The 16,307-nt window shown below is 55.3% G+C and carries 14 protein-coding genes; 5 read left to right on the forward strand and 9 right to left on the reverse strand.

The window, feature by feature from the left end; genetic code table 11:
* Positions 1-41: 41 nt before the first annotated feature.
* From murD to mraZ, 7 genes are all read right to left on the reverse strand, one after another.
* Complete coding sequence (gene murD, locus SD425_RS19095) at positions 42-1,436, reverse strand: UDP-N-acetylmuramoyl-L-alanine--D-glutamate ligase (protein ID WP_324671599.1); 1,395 nt, start codon at positions 1,434-1,436, stop codon at positions 42-44.
* A 72-nt stretch (positions 1,437-1,508) separates the two neighbouring features.
* Positions 1,509-2,729, reverse strand: coding sequence for a phospho-N-acetylmuramoyl-pentapeptide-transferase (gene mraY, locus SD425_RS19100; RefSeq protein ID WP_324671600.1), 1,221 nt, complete (start codon positions 2,727-2,729; stop codon positions 1,509-1,511).
* Between the two features lie 112 nt (positions 2,730-2,841).
* Complete coding sequence (locus SD425_RS19105; RefSeq protein WP_324671601.1) at positions 2,842-4,329, reverse strand: UDP-N-acetylmuramoyl-L-alanyl-D-glutamate--2,6-diaminopimelate ligase; 1,488 nt, start codon at positions 4,327-4,329, stop codon at positions 2,842-2,844.
* 83 nt (positions 4,330-4,412) lie between these two features.
* Positions 4,413-6,668 carry a penicillin-binding protein gene (locus tag SD425_RS19110; protein WP_324671602.1) on the reverse strand — a complete coding sequence of 752 codons (2,256 nt, stop codon included), beginning with the start codon at positions 6,666-6,668 and terminating at the stop codon, positions 4,413-4,415.
* Positions 6,658-7,371 (reverse strand): FtsL-like putative cell division protein, encoded by a 714-nt coding sequence (locus tag SD425_RS19115; RefSeq protein ID WP_324671603.1) that lies wholly within the window; start codon positions 7,369-7,371, stop codon positions 6,658-6,660. The genes SD425_RS19110 and SD425_RS19115 overlap by 11 nt, the downstream gene beginning before the upstream one ends.
* Before the next feature lie 14 nt (positions 7,372-7,385).
* Positions 7,386-8,315 (reverse strand): 16S rRNA (cytosine(1402)-N(4))-methyltransferase RsmH, encoded by a 930-nt coding sequence (rsmH, locus tag SD425_RS19120; RefSeq protein ID WP_324671604.1) that lies wholly within the window; start codon positions 8,313-8,315, stop codon positions 7,386-7,388.
* Complete coding sequence (mraZ, locus tag SD425_RS19125; protein WP_086595470.1) at positions 8,312-8,785, reverse strand: division/cell wall cluster transcriptional repressor MraZ; 474 nt, start codon at positions 8,783-8,785, stop codon at positions 8,312-8,314. The genes rsmH and mraZ overlap by 4 nt, the downstream gene beginning before the upstream one ends.
* Positions 8,786-9,089: 304 nt before the next feature.
* Between mraZ and SD425_RS19130 the strand changes: the two genes are divergently transcribed.
* From SD425_RS19130 to SD425_RS19145, 4 genes are all read left to right on the forward strand, one after another.
* A complete protein-coding gene (locus tag SD425_RS19130; RefSeq protein WP_324671605.1) occupies positions 9,090-10,412 on the forward strand; it encodes an Ig-like domain-containing protein in 1,323 nt (440 codons plus the stop codon).
* An 80-nt stretch (positions 10,413-10,492) separates the two neighbouring features.
* The gene (locus SD425_RS19135; RefSeq protein WP_324671606.1) at positions 10,493-10,936 is read left to right on the forward strand and encodes a hypothetical protein; all 444 of its coding nucleotides are present in this window, start codon (positions 10,493-10,495) and stop codon (positions 10,934-10,936) included.
* Between the two features lie 100 nt (positions 10,937-11,036).
* On the forward strand, positions 11,037-13,325 hold the full coding sequence (locus SD425_RS19140; RefSeq protein WP_324671607.1) for a TonB-dependent receptor: 2,289 nt from the start codon (positions 11,037-11,039) through the stop codon (positions 13,323-13,325).
* A 96-nt stretch (positions 13,326-13,421) separates the two neighbouring features.
* On the forward strand, positions 13,422-13,808 hold the full coding sequence (locus SD425_RS19145; protein ID WP_324671608.1) for a heavy metal-associated domain-containing protein: 387 nt from the start codon (positions 13,422-13,424) through the stop codon (positions 13,806-13,808).
* Between the two features lie 85 nt (positions 13,809-13,893).
* On the opposite strand, the gene SD425_RS19150 is transcribed toward SD425_RS19145, so the two are convergent.
* The gene (locus tag SD425_RS19150; RefSeq protein WP_324671609.1) at positions 13,894-14,448 is read right to left on the reverse strand and encodes a hypothetical protein; all 555 of its coding nucleotides are present in this window, start codon (positions 14,446-14,448) and stop codon (positions 13,894-13,896) included.
* Between the two features lie 257 nt (positions 14,449-14,705).
* Between SD425_RS19150 and SD425_RS19155 the strand changes: the two genes are divergently transcribed.
* A complete protein-coding gene (locus SD425_RS19155; protein WP_324671610.1) occupies positions 14,706-15,416 on the forward strand; it encodes a LytTR family DNA-binding domain-containing protein in 711 nt (236 codons plus the stop codon).
* Here the strand turns inward: SD425_RS19155 and SD425_RS19160 are convergent.
* Positions 15,397-16,293 (reverse strand): HAMP domain-containing sensor histidine kinase, encoded by an 897-nt coding sequence (locus SD425_RS19160; RefSeq protein WP_324671611.1) that lies wholly within the window; start codon positions 16,291-16,293, stop codon positions 15,397-15,399. The two genes, SD425_RS19155 and SD425_RS19160, sit on opposite strands and share 20 nt — an antisense overlap.
* Positions 16,294-16,307: the final 14 nt, after the last annotated feature.

The following is a 16,307-nucleotide window of genomic DNA, read 5'->3' on the forward strand; positions in this document are numbered from 1 at the left end:
CTGAGTGACTAATTGATTAAGAAGGAGTGATCAGCAGAAACCTAAGCGTGAGGGCTAGCTTCGCTACTTCGCTCCTTGACTATCGTTTCAACAGCGGCCGCAAACTGCCGGCCGCGGTCTTCGTAATTTTTGAACAGGTCGAAGCTGGCGCAGGCGGGTGAGAGCAATACCACATCGCCGGGTTGGGCTAGGTCGGTAGCGCGGCGCACGGCGGTTTCTATACTCTGGGTTTCCTCCAGATGCGGAACCACCTCGCCGAACGAGGCTTTGAGCTTTTCATTATCTACCCCAAGGCAAATCAGTGCTTTCACGCGTGCTTTGGCCAGCGGTATCAACGTGGTGTAGTCGTTGCCCTTATCGGTGCCCCCGGCAATCCAGATGATGGGCTGCCGGATGCCGTCGAGGGCGTACCATGCGGCTTCCACGTTGGTGGCTTTGGAGTCGTTGATGAAGCGGGTGTCGTTGATTTCACCGACGGGTTGCAGGCGGTGGTCGGCGTTGCGGAAGGTACCTAGGGCTACCTCGATCATTGCGGGCTCTACGCCAGCAGCGCGGGCCGCTAGCACGGCAGCCAAGGTGTTCTGGCGGTTGTGCTGGCCGATGAGCGGCGAAGCAGCCGTGCTCAGGTGCACGTCATCGTCGGTGCGCACGGGTGACATGGGTAAGCAAACCTCCTGCTCGGCACAATAGTAACCCGAGAGTTGAAAATCTGGGCGCTTGTGTAAGCTAAAGGGCAGCAAGGTCCCCTCACAGAAAACCGACTGAAATTGTTTCTGCGTTACGGCGTCGTCGGCGTTGTAAATGAAGAAGTCGCCTCCTTTCAGGTTCTTCGCGATGCGTAGCTTGGCCTGTGCATAGCTTTCGAGCGAGTAGCCGTAGCGGTCGAGGTGGTCGGGGGTGATGTTAAGCAACACCGCAATCCACGGGCGGAACTCGTGGGTGTCGTCGAGCTGAAAGCTGCTGAGCTCGACCACGTAGTACTCGTACTTATCTTCGATTATCTGTTCAGCCAGCGAGTAGCCCACGTTGCCAGCTAGGCCCACATTGTAGCCCGCTTCTTTGAGCAGGTGATAGGTGAGCAGCGTGGTAGTTGTCTTACCGTTGGTGCCGGTAATGCAAATGCACTTGGCCTTGGTGTAGCGGCCGGCCAGCTCGATTTCGGAGATAACTGGAATCTGCTTTTCGCGCAAGGCCTGAATAACGGGTGCCTTCTCGGGAATACCGGGGCTTTTGACCACTTCTTCGGCCGTCAAAATCTCATCAAGGGTGTGCGTATTTTCCTCGAAGCGAATACCCGCCTTCGTCAGCTTCTCCTTATATATAGGTTGAATCGGGCTGCGGTCGGACACGAACACGTCGAAGCCTTTGGCCTGAGCTAGGAGCGCGGCTCCTACTCCACTTTCAGCTGCACCGAGGATGACGATTTTTTGAGACATGGGAAGAAAAGCGTAGAACTGAGAAGTAAGGGAAAGACAAGAGCCTAGCTCTTACGTCGAGGTCCTGAGATGTTAGCGAAGCTTTAAGGTTACGAGAGTCAAAACGGCCAACATGATGCCCACAATCCAGAAGCGCGACACAATTTTGGATTCGTGGTAACCTAGCTTTTGGTAGTGATGGTGCAAGGGCGACATGCGCAGTAAACGACGACCTTCGCCATACTTGCGCTTGGTGTATTTAAACCACGTCACCTGTACCGTTACCGAAACCAATTCCACCAGAAACACACCGCAGAGCAGCGGAATCAACAGCTCTTTGCGCACAATTAGAGCCAGTACCGCGATGATGCCACCGATGGCCAATGAGCCAGTGTCGCCCATGAACACTTGCGCCGGGTAGCTATTATACCACAGAAAGCCCACGCACGCTCCCACAAAAGCGGTACAGAAGATTACCAACTCACCCGAATTAGGGATATACATGATATCCAGGTAATCGGCGAGTACTGAGTTGCCACTCACAAAAGCGAAGATGGCTAGCGTAATGCCGATGATAGCTGACGTGCCAGCCGCCAACCCGTCGAGGCCATCCGTGATGTTAGCACCATTGCTCACGGCGGTGATAATGAAAATGACAATGGGCACGTAGAGGAAGCTGTAGAGCCCATTGAAATACGGCCCTGCATACTGGAACAGGTTGCCGTAGTTCAGCTCGTTGTTCTTGGCAAAGGGAATGGTCGTAATCATCAGCTTCACATCCTGGTACACGGTACTAGCGTCAACGGCTGAGAGCTGGCCGTTAGGCAGCAGATACTGGCGCACGGTCACATCATTCGAGAAAAATAGCACCCACCCGACAGTGATACCTAGACCCACCTGACCAAGTATTTTGAAACGGCCGGCCAAGCCTTCTTTATCCTTCTTGACTACTTTGATATAGTCGTCAATAAAACCAATCAGCCCCAGCCAAACGGTGCTCAGGATCATCAGGACGACATAGATATTGTCGAGCTTGGCGAACAACAACGTTGGCACCAAGATGGCCAGCAGAATAATAAGGCCACCCATCGTGGGCGTACCTTTCTTCTCCATCTGACCCTGCAAACCTAGGTCGCGGATACTCTCGCCGACTTGCTTGCGCTGGAGAATGCGAATTAGGTTTTTGCCGAAAACCTGCGCGATGAGCAGCGAGGTGATCACCGCCATAGCGGCCCGAAACGAAATAAACTGAAACACACCCGCGCCCGGCAGGTGATAATGTTTGTAGAGGTACGTGAAGAGGTAATAAAGCATGGGCGCAGAGGTCAGCAGCTAGCAGTTGAGATTATTCCAAGCTGCAAAGATTTCGTTTTTTGGTTTGCGGTCAACTGTTGTCTTTTTGCGGGTTTTTGGCTAGGTCAGTGTCTTACTTCCCCAACAAGTCGAACATTTCTTGCAAAACCTGTTTATCGTCGAAGCTCGTCCGTATGCCTTTTATCTCCTGGTAGGTCTCGTGGCCCTTGCCTGCTACTAGCACAATGTCGCCGGGTTGAGCCAAAGCACACGCGGTTTTGATGGCTTCACGCCGATCCGGAATGGTCAGCACCTTGCCTTGCTCCTGAGCCGGCACGCCGGCTTGCATCTGAGCTAGGATGTCGTTGGGGTCTTCAAAGCGCGGGTTATCAGACGTGAGCACGACGCGGTTGGAGCCTTTCACGGCGAGGTCGGCCATGATGGGGCGCTTCGTGGCGTCGCGGTTGCCGCCGCAGCCGACCACCGTAATCACCTGCTGGCTCGGTTGCCGAATCTGGGCGATGGTGCTGAGCACGTTTTCCAGAGCGTCGGGCGTGTGCGCGTAATCGACAATGCCGGTCACGCGCGTCTTCTCCGACACCGTTGGCTCAAAGCGGCCGGGTGCAGAAGTCAAACCCGACAAAATTGTGAGTACTTCGGTAGCATCTTCGCCCAGCAGCACAGCGGCACCATACACAGCCAAGAGGTTATAGGCATTGAACACGCCAATAAGGCGGAATTGCACGTCGCGCCCGTCAATTTCTAGGTGCAGACCATGCACGGCGTTTTCCACTAACCGAGCGCGGAAGGTAGCTAGGTTCCGCAACGAGTACGTCTCGCGGCGGGCGGCGGTGTTTTGCAGCATCACCATGCCGCGTTTGTCGTCGGCGTTGGTAAGGGCAAAAGCTGTTTTGCGCAGGCTGTCGAAGAAGCCTTTTTTGGCCTTTAAATACTCGTCGAACGTGCCGTGATAGTCGAGGTGGTCGTGGGTGAGATTGGTGAAGATGCCGCCCGCGAATTGCAACCCCGTGACGCGATGCTGCACCACAGCGTGCGAGCTTACCTCCATAAAGGTGTGCGTGCAACCCGCCTGTACCATTTGCGCCAGCAGCGCATTCAGCCGAATAGCGTCGGGCGTGGTGTGGGTGGCGGGGATTACCTCCTCATCAATCTGATTTTGCACCGTGCTCAGCAAGCCGACATGGTAACCTAGCTCCCGAAACAACTTATGCAGCAAGGTGGCGCAGGTCGTTTTGCCATTCGTGCCGGTTACGCCCACCAACTTTAGCTTTTTGGAAGGATGGTCGTAGAACGCCGCTGCCATGTGCGCCATAGCCTCGGCGCTGTCGGGCACCTGCACGTAGGCGGTGGCAGGGTTCAGTTCTGCTGGTAACTCTTCGCACACCACCACTGCCGTACCCTGCTCTACCGCTTTGGCAATAAACTGGTGCCCATCGGTTTGGGCACCACGCAATGCGAAGAAAGCTAGCCCCGGCGCCGCTTGGCGCGAGTCGAGCGTGAGGCCACTGACGCGTACATCGGCAGGCCCATGCTGCGCCTGCACCGTGACAGCCGTCAACAAATCCGTAAGCGAGTGGGTGGTGGGTGGTATGGTTGACATTCTAAAGCAGTTTGTGTTCGCTGTAGCTTCTTGAGAGAGAACTGTTCCCTAAGTCAACGACCTAGGTAGCTAGCAGCAGTGTTCTAGGCTTTCGACTTCGACGCCGTTTTGGTCTCCGTCTTAGCCCCGACGTTTTCTGGGTGAAGTGCTGTTTTGGTATCCGCTAGAGGCCCGTTAGGAGCCGGGATGATAGGCGTAATGACGGTTGGGGCCGCGCCGATCGGGTTTAGCTCCAACGTAATGAGCGAACCGCGCCGCGCCGGGCTGCCAGCCGCAATCGATTGGCGCTGCACGCGGCCGCTGCCCAGCGTACGCACGCGTAAGCCACGGTTTTCGAGCAAGAACAACGCGTCGCGCAAGGTGAGGCCTTGCACATTGGGCACCCGGCCTGGCCGCACAGCCGCCGATTGCCAGGTCAGCGACTTGGTCCCCGAGTCCGTGGAAGTAGTAGCACGCACCCAGTCGTCGCCCTCGGCGCGGGAGTGAGTGCTTACCCCCAGCTGCTGACACACTTCCATCAGCTCATCTTGCATGCCGGCTTTCACCAGCGGCACATACGACTTGTTCACCGGGGCGCGGGCCAAGAGCGGCCGCTGGCTGGCAGCGTCGCGGGCCATAGCTTTGTCGGCCACTTCGCGGAAGATCGGAGCGGCTACCTGCGCCCCCGACCAGTTGCCCCGCTTGGGCGAATCGACTACCACGATGCAGCTGTATTTGGGCTTGTTGGCCGGGAAATAACCACAGAAGCTGGTCGAGTACATTTTGGTGTACTGTCCGTTCTTGAATTTCCAAGCCGTTCCCGTTTTACCCGCAATTGGATAATCGGGCGTGCGAATGGCGCGCGCCGTACCTTCTACCACTACGCCTTCCAGCATGGCGTGCAGCTTAGCCAGGGTCTCGTCGGAGCAGATCTTAGGAATCAGCACTTTGGGCTCATAGTGCTCCAGCACCTGGCCATTCTGCTTGATTTCTTTCACAATCATGGGCTGCACCTTCACGCCATTATTAGCGATGGAGTTGTAGAAGGCCAGCGTTTGCAACGGCGCTAGCTTAAGCTCATAGCCAATGCACATGGTGGTGAGTGACGTGCGGCTCCACGAGCGATCGGTGGGGTCCTTGATGTAGGGCCTAGCTTCACCAGACATTTGGAACCCTAAGGGCTTATTCAGTCCAAATTTCTTCAGGTGCTCAGCGTAGCGCTCAGGCTTCTTGTTGAACTCCCGGTCGATGAGCACCGCTACGCCGATGTTCGATGACACCTCTATCACATGCTTCACCGACACTTTGCCGTAGGCATGCGTGTCCGATTTTACGGCGCCGCCAATGCGCATAGAGCCCGACCGGCCCGTATTCACGGTGTCGTCGAGGGAGATGTTGGGATTCTCCTCAAACAGCGCCATCATGGAGGCTAGCTTGAAGGTAGAGCCCGGCTCGGTGCGGCCTTGGTCGGCGAAGGCGTAGTTGTAATCCTCGCGGTACACGCCGTCGGCCACTTTACCTAGGTTTGCCACTGCCTTGATTTCGCCGGTTTGCACCTCCATCAGAATCACGCAGCCGTACTGCGCGTCGTTCTGGATCAGGGATTTGTACAGCGCGTTTTCGGCAACATCTTGCAAGTTGATGTCGAGCGTGGTCTGAATGTCGTAGCCGGGCTGTGGTTTCACTTCAGTGCCGTCATAAATCGGCTTGTTGCCCCCTGGCAGACGCTCAAACAATGCTTCGCCGTCTTTGCCAGCTAGGTAGCGGTTGTAGGTGAACTCCAGGCCAGCGCCATTTTTGTCTTCGTTCAGGAAGCCAACCGTGCGCTGCGCTAGCCCACCAAACGGCCGGAAGCGCTTGTCTACTTTCTCGAAAATAACGCCGCCCTTGTTTTTGCCAGCTCGGAAGACCGGCCACGAGGAGAGCATTTTTTTCTCCTGATAATTGATCTGCCGCGAATTGAGGCGCACATAACGCACCGACGCATTCTTGGCGTTTTTCAGCCGACGCTTATACTCCTGCGGCGAACGGTCGCCGAAGAAGCGCGACAGCAGTAACGCCAACGAATCAACTCCACTCTTAAAAGTCTCCTTGTCGACCACGCTGGGGTCCCAGGCCACTCGATAAAAGGGCAGCGAGGTTGCCATCATGCTTTTACCATCGCTGGCCAGGATGTTACCACGCGTAGCAAATACCGGCTGGTACACCACCCGGCGCTCCTGCTCCAAAGCGCGCCACTTCTCCCCTTCCTTAAATTGGATGCGCGACACCTTCCAGATGATGGCTGCCGAAAACAGGCAAACACCTAGGAATGCTAGGCGTACGCGCGTGACTATCGCCTTCTTGACATTACCTTTCATTGCGGTGGGATTCGGAACGATTGGATGAGTGCGGAGTAACTTCGGGCTCTACTTCAGCTGGCAAATCGGTAACGGGTGCGGGCGGCCCTGCCTCGGTGATGTTGGCTTCAGCCGGGGGTGCCGTAGTAGCCAAGGAGTCGGCTCTAGCACGTGCGGCAATGGAATCGGCCGTTAGCAACGGGACCATGTCCAGCGAAGCCTCGTTCAAGTCGCCAGCGGGCACATTGATGCGGAAAGGCGGCGACGAGCTTTCGACCAAGCCATACGCGGCTACTTTACGCGCTACCTCACTCTGCTTGCTAGCTTCCATGTAGTCGGCAGAGAGCGTAGTATAGTCAGCGCGCAGGTCTTCGGTTTCCAGCTTCAACTTCTGGATGTTGCGGTTCATGCGGTAGCCGTAGTGCGTGTTACCGATGTAGACCAGCGTTAAGAACATAATGAACAGCACGTGCGGCAGGAAGCGCACGGGCAAGCCCTCCCGAAACAGGCCATCCATGCGAATGGCGCGGTCGAGTACCGTGAATACGCTCCACGAGCTCCGTGGCCCTGTCTCTACTTCCGATTCGCGCTCGGCTTTAGGTTTTGGTTTTGGCGCTGGCTCCGGCGTCGGTTGGCTCACCGGCTCCGGCACAACGGCTACTACCTCGCGCGGCATATTGGCGCGGGGCTTCGTAACAGGTGGTTTTATCGTATTCAGAGCCATATTTCAAGCGTCGATTAACTATTTGTCCGTTCTGCCACGCGCAACTTGGCGCTGCGGGCGCGGCTGTTTTCGGCTATTTCCGCGGCAGAGGCTTCCACTGGTTTGCGCGTAAGCACCTCGAAAGGCGTGTGCGTGTGGCCGTAGAAATCCTTATCTACTTCGCCGAAGAACTTCCCCTTCGCCATGAAGTTCTTCACGAGTCGGTCTTCCAGCGAGTGGTAGCTCATCACAACCAACCGCCCGCCGGGCCGCAATACCTGAGCCGTTTGCTGGAGCATTTCCTGCAACGCGGTCATTTCGTCATTTACCTCAATTCGCAGAGCTTGGAATACTTGCGCTAAGTATTTGTTTTCCTTACCCCGCGGCATGCAGCTCGCAATAGCCTGCTTCAGCTCTCCGATGGTAGTAAGCTGCCGCCCACGTCTACCGGTCACGACGGCTTTGGCTAGGGTGCGAGCGTTCGTCACTTCTCCATACATGCCGAAGATGCGGTGCAAAGCCGTCTCATCGTAGTCGTTGATGATGTCGGCGGCGGTGCGGGTACCTTCCGGATCCATGCGCATATCCAGCGGTCCGTCGAAGCGGGTGCTGAAGCCGCGCGCTGGGGTATCGAACTGGTGCGACGACACTCCTAGGTCGGCCAACAAGCCATCAACGGGCAGCACGCCTAAACGGTCGAGCTCTTGGTGCAAGTCACGGAAATTGGCGCGAATGAAGGTGAACTGCGGTCGGGCTAGCTTAGCTGCCTCGCGCTCAGCATCGGCATCTTGATCGAAGCTGTAGAGATGACCCGTGGTGAGGCGTTCCAGCAACCGAGCCGAGTGGCCGCCACCGCCGAAGGTCACGTCCACGTAGCGCCCTTCTGGCTGCAGAGCTAGCCCCTCAAGGCACTCAGTCAGCATCACAGGCCGGTGGTAGGCGGTATCGTTGAGGTAGTTGCTCATGCGGCAGCGGAGCCGCCGAGCGGCATGTCAGTGGACAAAAACTTTTGGGCCAGCTGCGAGAAGCTCTTTTGGTCTTTGATCAGGAAGGCGTCGTAGCGCTCCGGGTCCCAGATTTCACAACGGTTACCCATCCCCACAATGATGGCTTCCTTCTCGATGCCGGCATAACGCAGCATGGTGCGCGGGAGCATGAAGCGCCCGATATTGTCAAGCTCCACCTCAGTCATGCCGCGGAAGAAATTTCGCTGGAATTGCCGGTACTCCTCGTTGAACTCATCCAAGGCCATCACCTTGTCGTGAATTACGCGCCAAGACGAGCTAGGGTACAAAACCAGACAAGGTTCGAAGCCACGCACGAGCACGAGTTGGTTTCCTGTCTCCTGCGGCAGACTTCCCTTCACCTTGGCGGGTAGCACCAAGCGCCCTTTCGGGTCCAGCTTGCACTCGTATTCGCCAGAGAGAAGATTCATGCCGGGTGGGCTCAGGTGAGGGATAATAGCAAAAGTACTCATTGGCCCCGAAAAGCCCACCACGATTTACCATTTTCTACCACCAGTTGAAAAGGCCATTTAGAAGCTCCAAAACGCATTTTTGGTTGTCCTAGGATTTCAACTCTAGAAAAAAGTGGTAGAAAATAGAAAACCTAGTAACGAAGTATCACGCCGAGTCCTTATCTAGAAATAATAAAATTGGTGCCCTCAAGAATGCAACAACCTAGGTATGATGTACCTAAACGAAGCATTTTATAAACTATTATGTACTAAGATTAACTAGATGAAGAACGTCATCAGCATACTCTTGCTTTATTTTCTAAGCACTTATGTGGCTTTGGCCCAGCAGAAACAAAAGGTGTTCTTCTCGGACGTCGACAACTTCTGGGTGGCTTACGACAGCATCCGAAGTACCACGGATAGCCTAAGGCAGATGCAGTACATCCAAAAACTGTACATTGATAAAGGCACCCCGGGCTTGAAGGCTTTCATGGAAGTGCGGGCATTTACCCCTCAAGAGTGGGTAAGTTCGATCAGACGTTACCCTAGGTTTTGGGCTGCTATTCGCCCGAATACGGAGCGAGCCAAAACGGCCGCGCAGGAGATAGAACCTGCAATCAAGAAGCTTAAGAAGCTGTATCCTGATCTACGCCCCGCCAGCATCTACTTCACCATTGGGGCGCTCCGCTCTGGCGGCACCGTCAAGGATAGTCTGGTCTTGATTGGAACTGAGCTAGCCCTCGGTACGGCGGCGACGGATGTTTCTGAGTTCTCGAAAAGCAAGCAGACATTTCTGGCTAGGCATTACAAATCTGAGCCGTCCAAGAACATTGTTCCGCTTAATATTCACGAATATGTGCACACGCAGGAAAAGGCTTATGGAATCACGCTGCTGGGGCAAGCGCTGAATGAGGGCGTCTGCGACTTCGTGACGGAATGTGTCACTGGCAAAGTCATGCCGCTCCCTTACATGGCCTACGGGCCCAAGCATGAGCAAGAGTTGAAGGAGAAATTTAAAGTGCAGATGTTCTCGCCCTACTACGGCAACTGGTTCTACAACCAAGAGTCCGATGACCCCAACCATGTACCTGACCTAGGCTATTACATGGGCTATGCTATTTGTAAGACTTACTATCAGCAAGCCAAGGACAAAAAGCGCGCAATCAAAGAGCTTATTGAGCTAGACTTCGCGAACACCGATATGGTAGAAGCTTTTTTAGCCAAGACCCACTACTACGCGGAGCCTCTCAACAAGACAAAGATTCTGCAAGCCTATGAAGCCAACCGGCCCGTTGTCACCAGCATCACCCCCGCTATTTCTACCGACGGATTTATTGCTAGTGATGCGCAGGAAATTCGAGTAGAATTTTCGAAAGCAATGGGACCAACCGCCACGACAGAGCTAGGTCCCGAGGCTGGCGGGAAAACACCCGTCGTACGAGGAGGCGGTTTTTCAGCCGATAAAAAGTCGTTTATCTACAAAGTAAATCTTAAGCCAGGTCAGACCTATGATCTAATCATCACAGGCCTTATGGAAGACAATGGTTTCCGGTCGCTAGACGGCTTCCCGTTAAAGTCTTACGAGCTAAAATTCAAGACCAGGTAAAAGCAACTAGCTCCAAATCCCGTACCTGCTGGCCTATTATTCTGCACAAGTCATTGCTTGTAAGTACCTATCTTTGTGCTGTGAAACGTCCGCTTACCCATCGGCTGTTTAGTGGCTTTTTGGCCCTGCTAGTCCTCACCGCTTCGGTGGGGCTAACGGTGCTGCGCCATACCTGCACCCAGAGCGGACACACCAGCACGGCCGTCATTTTTAGTACGCCGCACCACGGCTGCCCCAGCGTCAAGCCGGCACCCGAACCTCATTCGGCCAGCGCCCACCTCAAAGGCACCTGCTGCGACTTTAAAGCCAACTTCCACAAGCTCGATGCCTCTTCGTCGGACGTGAGTTGGGTGAAAAGCTTGGTGCCGGAGTTTGTGGCCGCTTGGCTGCCTATGCACGGTTGGCCGACGGCTCCTACCGCGCCCCAGGTTGCGCAAGCCGTCACGTGGCACGCTTCCGACAGTTCGCCCCCACCTAGGGCTGGCCGTGCCCTGCTGACGTTCGTCTGCACCCTCGTTGTTTAGCAGCTGTTTTCCGAACCGCTCCTTGCAGAGCGACCGTTGTTTCGTGCGCGCACGGATCAACGCAGTTATTCGTTGAAAACGCTGCTAACTCTTTGATACCATGACTTCTTTCTATGGGCGCTTGGCGGTGCCGATGCTTGGCTTATGCCTAGGTAGCACGCACCTCGCCCTTGCCCAATCGGATGCCCTAGCCCCCGTGCGCGGACAGGTAACCGACGCTGCTTCGTCGGCTCCGCTACCCGGCGCCGTGGTGCGCTGGCTTGGCACCGCTGATGGCGCTACCACTACAGATGCTGCGGGCACCTTCAGCTTGGTACGGCCTGCGCGGGCTACCAATCAACTCATTATCAACTCTCTTAGTTACCAACCCGATACCATCACACTCAGCGGTGGTACTTACGTGCGCATCGCGCTGCGGCGCAGCACCGAGCTAGGTGAGGTGAAAGTGGAAGGTCGTACTCCTAGCTACTCGGCCCTTACTCCTACGAATACGCAGGTCATCACCAGCCGCGACCTGACCAAATCGGCGTGCTGCAACCTAGCCGAGAGTTTTGAAACCAATGCCTCCGTGGAAGTTTCCACTACCGATGCCGTGTCTGGCGCCAAGCAGATTCAGTTGCTAGGTTTGGACGGGGCTTACTCGTTGATGACGGTCGATAACTTGCCGGCGTTGCGGGGCTTGTCTACTCCTTACCGCCTCGGCTATCTATCGGGCACCTGGATTGATGGTATCGACATCATCAAGGGCATGGGCTCGGTGGTGAGTGGCTACGAGAGCATTTCGGGCCAAGTGAACGTGCGCCTGAAAGAGCCCGAAAAAACGGATCGGCTGCTGTTCAACGCCTATGTCAACGACCTCGGCAAATTTGACCTGAACCTGAACGTATCGGCGCAGGCTTCGCCGAAGGTGAGCACGGCCTTGCTGCTGCATACCGACCACCTCGGCAACCGCGTCGACCGTAACAAGGATGGCTTTCTGGATTTGCCCTTAGCCACGCAGTATAACCTCTTTAATAAGTGGAAATACAAGTCGGGGAAAGGCATTGTGAGCGAGCTAGGCCTAGGTGCCTTGCGCGAAACCCGGCAGGGCGGCCAGATGGACTTTCGAGAAAGCACACCTGGCGGCTACTACGGTACCACGCTCACCACCAACCGCTACACCGGCTACAGTAAAACCAGCTACACCTGGCCGGGCCGCCCCTACCAAAGTGTGGGGCTGATGCTGTCGGGTACGAGCCACGCCTTTGACTCGCAATACGGGCTGCGCACCTACGACGGCACCCAGCGCACCGGTCTAGCTACCCTGATGTTTCAGAGCATCCTTGGCACCACGGCCCACACCTACCGCCTAGGGGTAAGCTACTTGCACGACGATTACCGTGAGGTATTGCGCCAGGGCTTTACTTACGTGAACGAAACACCCGCGCAACAATATGCTCGTGAGCACCGCAACCGCTTCGAGCGGGTACCAGGAGCTTTTGCCGAGTACACGTACCAGAACGCCCGCAACCTCACGCTAGTAGGCGGCTTACGAGTAGACCGCCACAATCTATATGGCTGGGTACTCACGCCGCGCTTCAACGTGAAGTACGACGTGACACCTACCACCATCTTGCGCGGGGCGGCGGGCCGGGGCTTCCGGGTAGCTAATCCCATCGCGGAAAATGCCGGCATGCTGGTCAGCTCGCGGGCGTTCGTCATCGACCAAAACCTACGGCCTGAGCGTGCCTGGAACGTAGGCGGCAGTTTCACCCAGTACTTCACCCTAGCTGGGCGTCAAGCGACGTTCATCACCGACTATTACTACACGTGGTTCCAGAACCAAGTAGTGGCAGATTCCTACACCGAACCAAGCCAGCTCATCATCACCAACCTAGCTCCGGGCGGCCGTTCTTTCTCGCGCAGCTTCCAAGCCGAAGTGCAGGTAGAACCGGTGAAAGGCTTGCAGGCTAAAGCCGCCTATAAGTATCTGGACGTGCAGACCGATTATGACGGCCAGCTTCTGCCGCGGCCGCTTACGGTGCCGCACCGTGCTTTCGTGAACCTAGGATACGCCTCAGCCTTCGATAAGTGGCGCGGCGACTTCACGGTGCAATGGTACGGGCAGCGCCCCTTGGCGCCGCATCCTGGCGCCAGCGGCCACCAGCACGGCTCCGGGGAAAGCACGCTCCCGGTCGCGCCCCGCTTTGCCCTGCTCAACGCACAAGTCACCCGCGCCTTCAAACGAATCGAATTGTACGCGGGCGTCGAGAACCTGACCAACTATCGGCAGCCAAACCCAATTATGGGTGCCAACCAGCCCTTCGGTCCGCATTTCGACGCGGCGATGGTGTGGGGGCCAACCTATGGCCGACTAACCTACGCGGGCTTGCGCTTCAAAATAGAGTAGCGCTGGCTGACTTTTTTTACCGCATCTGTTGTTTAATCTTCGTTAGGCTTTTCTCACGCAGAAGATACCTAGCCCCTCTTTAACTCTCTTTTCTTTATGAAAATCCTTTCATCTTTCCTGCTGGCCGCAGCCATGCTTTTCACTGTGTCGGCGGCCAATGCCCAAGATATTGCTAAGGCAAAAGCGAAAGGCGCTGCCGAGCAAGTGCAGTTTAAGACGTCGGCTGTGTGCGACATGTGCAAAGCCCGTCTGGAGAAGTCGATGGCTTATGAAAAGGGCGTGCAGGCCGCTAATCTGGACGTAAAAAGCAAGCTGCTCACTGTAACGTACCGCCCCGATAAAACCACCCCGGAAGCGCTGCTCACCGCCGTGCAGCGCACCGGCTACGACGCCGACGGGCAAACAGCCGATGCCCGTGCTTACGACCGTTTGCCCGACTGCTGCAAGAAAACAAACAATACCCACACGGATAGCGCCCACTAGTGGGTAGCTAATGGTGCCACGCAAAAGCCCGAACCTAGCTAGGTTCGGGCTTTTGTGTTGTAAAGTAGGCTTCTAGCAGGTTCCTTTAAGCGCGCGTCTCAACGGCAAATTCCAGCACAGCCTGAATAGACAGCGGCTTGGTTAAGCGGCGACGATTGATACCGGATATCTCCAAGGTAAAAGAATCTGTTCGTAGATAATCCAGCAGGTTAGGCCAATGCGGCACGTCCATGGCAATGCGGGTAGGCTCTAGCTCGTGGTTCGTGAACGAGGCAATAGACACTTTCCGATTATTAGCTGAAAGAAAACAGTTACCGGTGGCGAGGTTAGCCAACGACGAAACGCCACGCCGTCCTTCTTTATTCTTGGAAAGCAAGCATTCGAGATAGCCGCTCCGCAGCGTAACGACGGTTACATCGTGCTGATCGAGTACCGTCAGGCATGGCAAAGACCCCGGCAATGTGGTTTCCGACAAATAAATCAGGTCCATATCGGGGTCAAGATGCTCGTTTATGGCGCGGGTACTCAAACCGAAGTTGGTGCGCAGGGAACGACGCAGGCCTTGGGTAGGATCAATCGTGAGTACGGCGGCAAGTGTGATGGGGGGTGGCACTACAGGCACCATGAGCAACGGTTTCATATGCTGGCAAATAGGTAGGTCAGCACCCGACCTAAAAGCTTTCAGAACTAGCCCGAAATCAATCAGCGGTACTGCATGCAGAACAGGTCACCACATTAACGAATCTTTGAGGCCTAAGTTACTTAAGTAGAACAACATGCGTTAAAAATATACCAAGACCAGTATAGAGCCTATTAAGGCAGTATTATTGGCCGAAATGCAGCGTGTATGGGCACTATTGCTTATCATAGCGCTTACCTCTGCTAAGTACGTCCTTTATGAAAATTACCTGCGCGCTACTCGATGATGATCCACTAACCTTGGATCTACTCAGTAGCTACATTGCCCTGACTGATGTGCTGGAGCTAAAAGCCACCTTCAGCGATTCGCTTGACGCACACGCATTTCTTGCGCAGGAGCAAGTACAGGTTCTTTTTCTTGATGTGGCGATGCCTAAGCTCAACGGCTTGGAGCTGATTCGCACCTTGCGCCACCCACCACTGGTTGTTCTCCTGACAGCTTATCCGCAATACGCTCTGGAGGCTTTCGATCTGGATGTCGTTGATTATCTGCTCAAACCTATCACCATGGAGCGCTTTCTGCGGGCCGTCACGAAGGTCAGCAACTTGGTTCGAGGACAGACAGTAACCGCTGACACCGCCTTCTTTATTCGGGCCGATGCCCAGTACATACGCCTGTGTTACCAGCAAGTCTTGTTTATCGAAGCGCTAAAAGACTTCACAAAGCTGCATACTACCGACGGCAAGACGCACCTAACGCTGGTTAACTTAAAGAATCTGGAGGAACAACTGCCATCGACTTTGTTCGTGCGCACGCATCGTTCTTACCTCATCAATACCCAGCACATCGAGTCAATTAATAACCTGGAAGTGCGCTTAGGCGGCTACACGCTACCCCTAGGGCAAACGTACCGGGAACAGGTCACAGACCGGCTCGTCAACCGTTCGCTTATCCGGCGGCAACCTTAGGACGGGCGGGCACAGCCTCGGTAAGTGCATCCGTTGCACGCGGGATGGTGAAGCAAAAGGTAGTACCTAGCTCTGGTTGGGTTTGAAAGCTGAGCTGTCCACCGTTACGCTCCACAAATTCTTTGCATAGGCGCAGACCTAGACCAGTTCCTCGCTCGTCGGCCGTGCCGCTGGTCGTATGCAACTTAGCCTCACCGAAAATACGGAGCCGGTCTGCGTCCGTAATCCCGACGCCCGTGTCTGTCACGGCCACTTCCCAAAAGGCTCCTTTCGGCGCGGCAGCAATTCTAACTACGCCAAACTCTGGTGTAAACTTGATAGCATTGCTCAGTAGATTGCGCAGAACCAGCCGCGTCATGTCTGGGTCAGCCAAGCACATATAAGATTGCTCCAGCTCATTCTGCAAACTGATTCGTTTGCGCTTCGCTTCTACGCTAACCAAGGCGAGCGTTTCTATCACTAGCTCGTTCAGCACGAGCTTTTTAGGGCGCGGGCGAACATCTTGCAAGTGAGCCGCCGACCAATTGAGTAGACTGTCAAGCAGCTGTAACGTGGTATCGAGGGTGTACGTCAGCTGCTCTTTGTGCGCCGCTAATCGTTCGATGGGGATGGTACCTAGGTCGAGCAGAGTGAGCAGCGAGTAGAGCGAGCCTAGCGGGCTGCGTACATCATGCGCCAAAGCACAAAAAAGCAAACTCTTCGTCTTGTTGAGCTGGGCTAGCTCTTCTTGCTGCTGGCGCAAGGCGGCTTGCTCTTGGCGGAGCGCACGGTTCTGTAGCCGTTGTCGGCGTAAGGCCCAAATCAACCCTAGCGCAACCAGCACCAGCAGCAAATCGCTCATCATCAATCCACTGCGCATTAAGGGCCACGGAGTCATAGAGAAGAGCGAAG

Source organism: Hymenobacter sp. GOD-10R (assembly GCF_035609205.1).
Lineage (GTDB): Bacteria > Bacteroidota > Bacteroidia > Cytophagales > Hymenobacteraceae > Hymenobacter.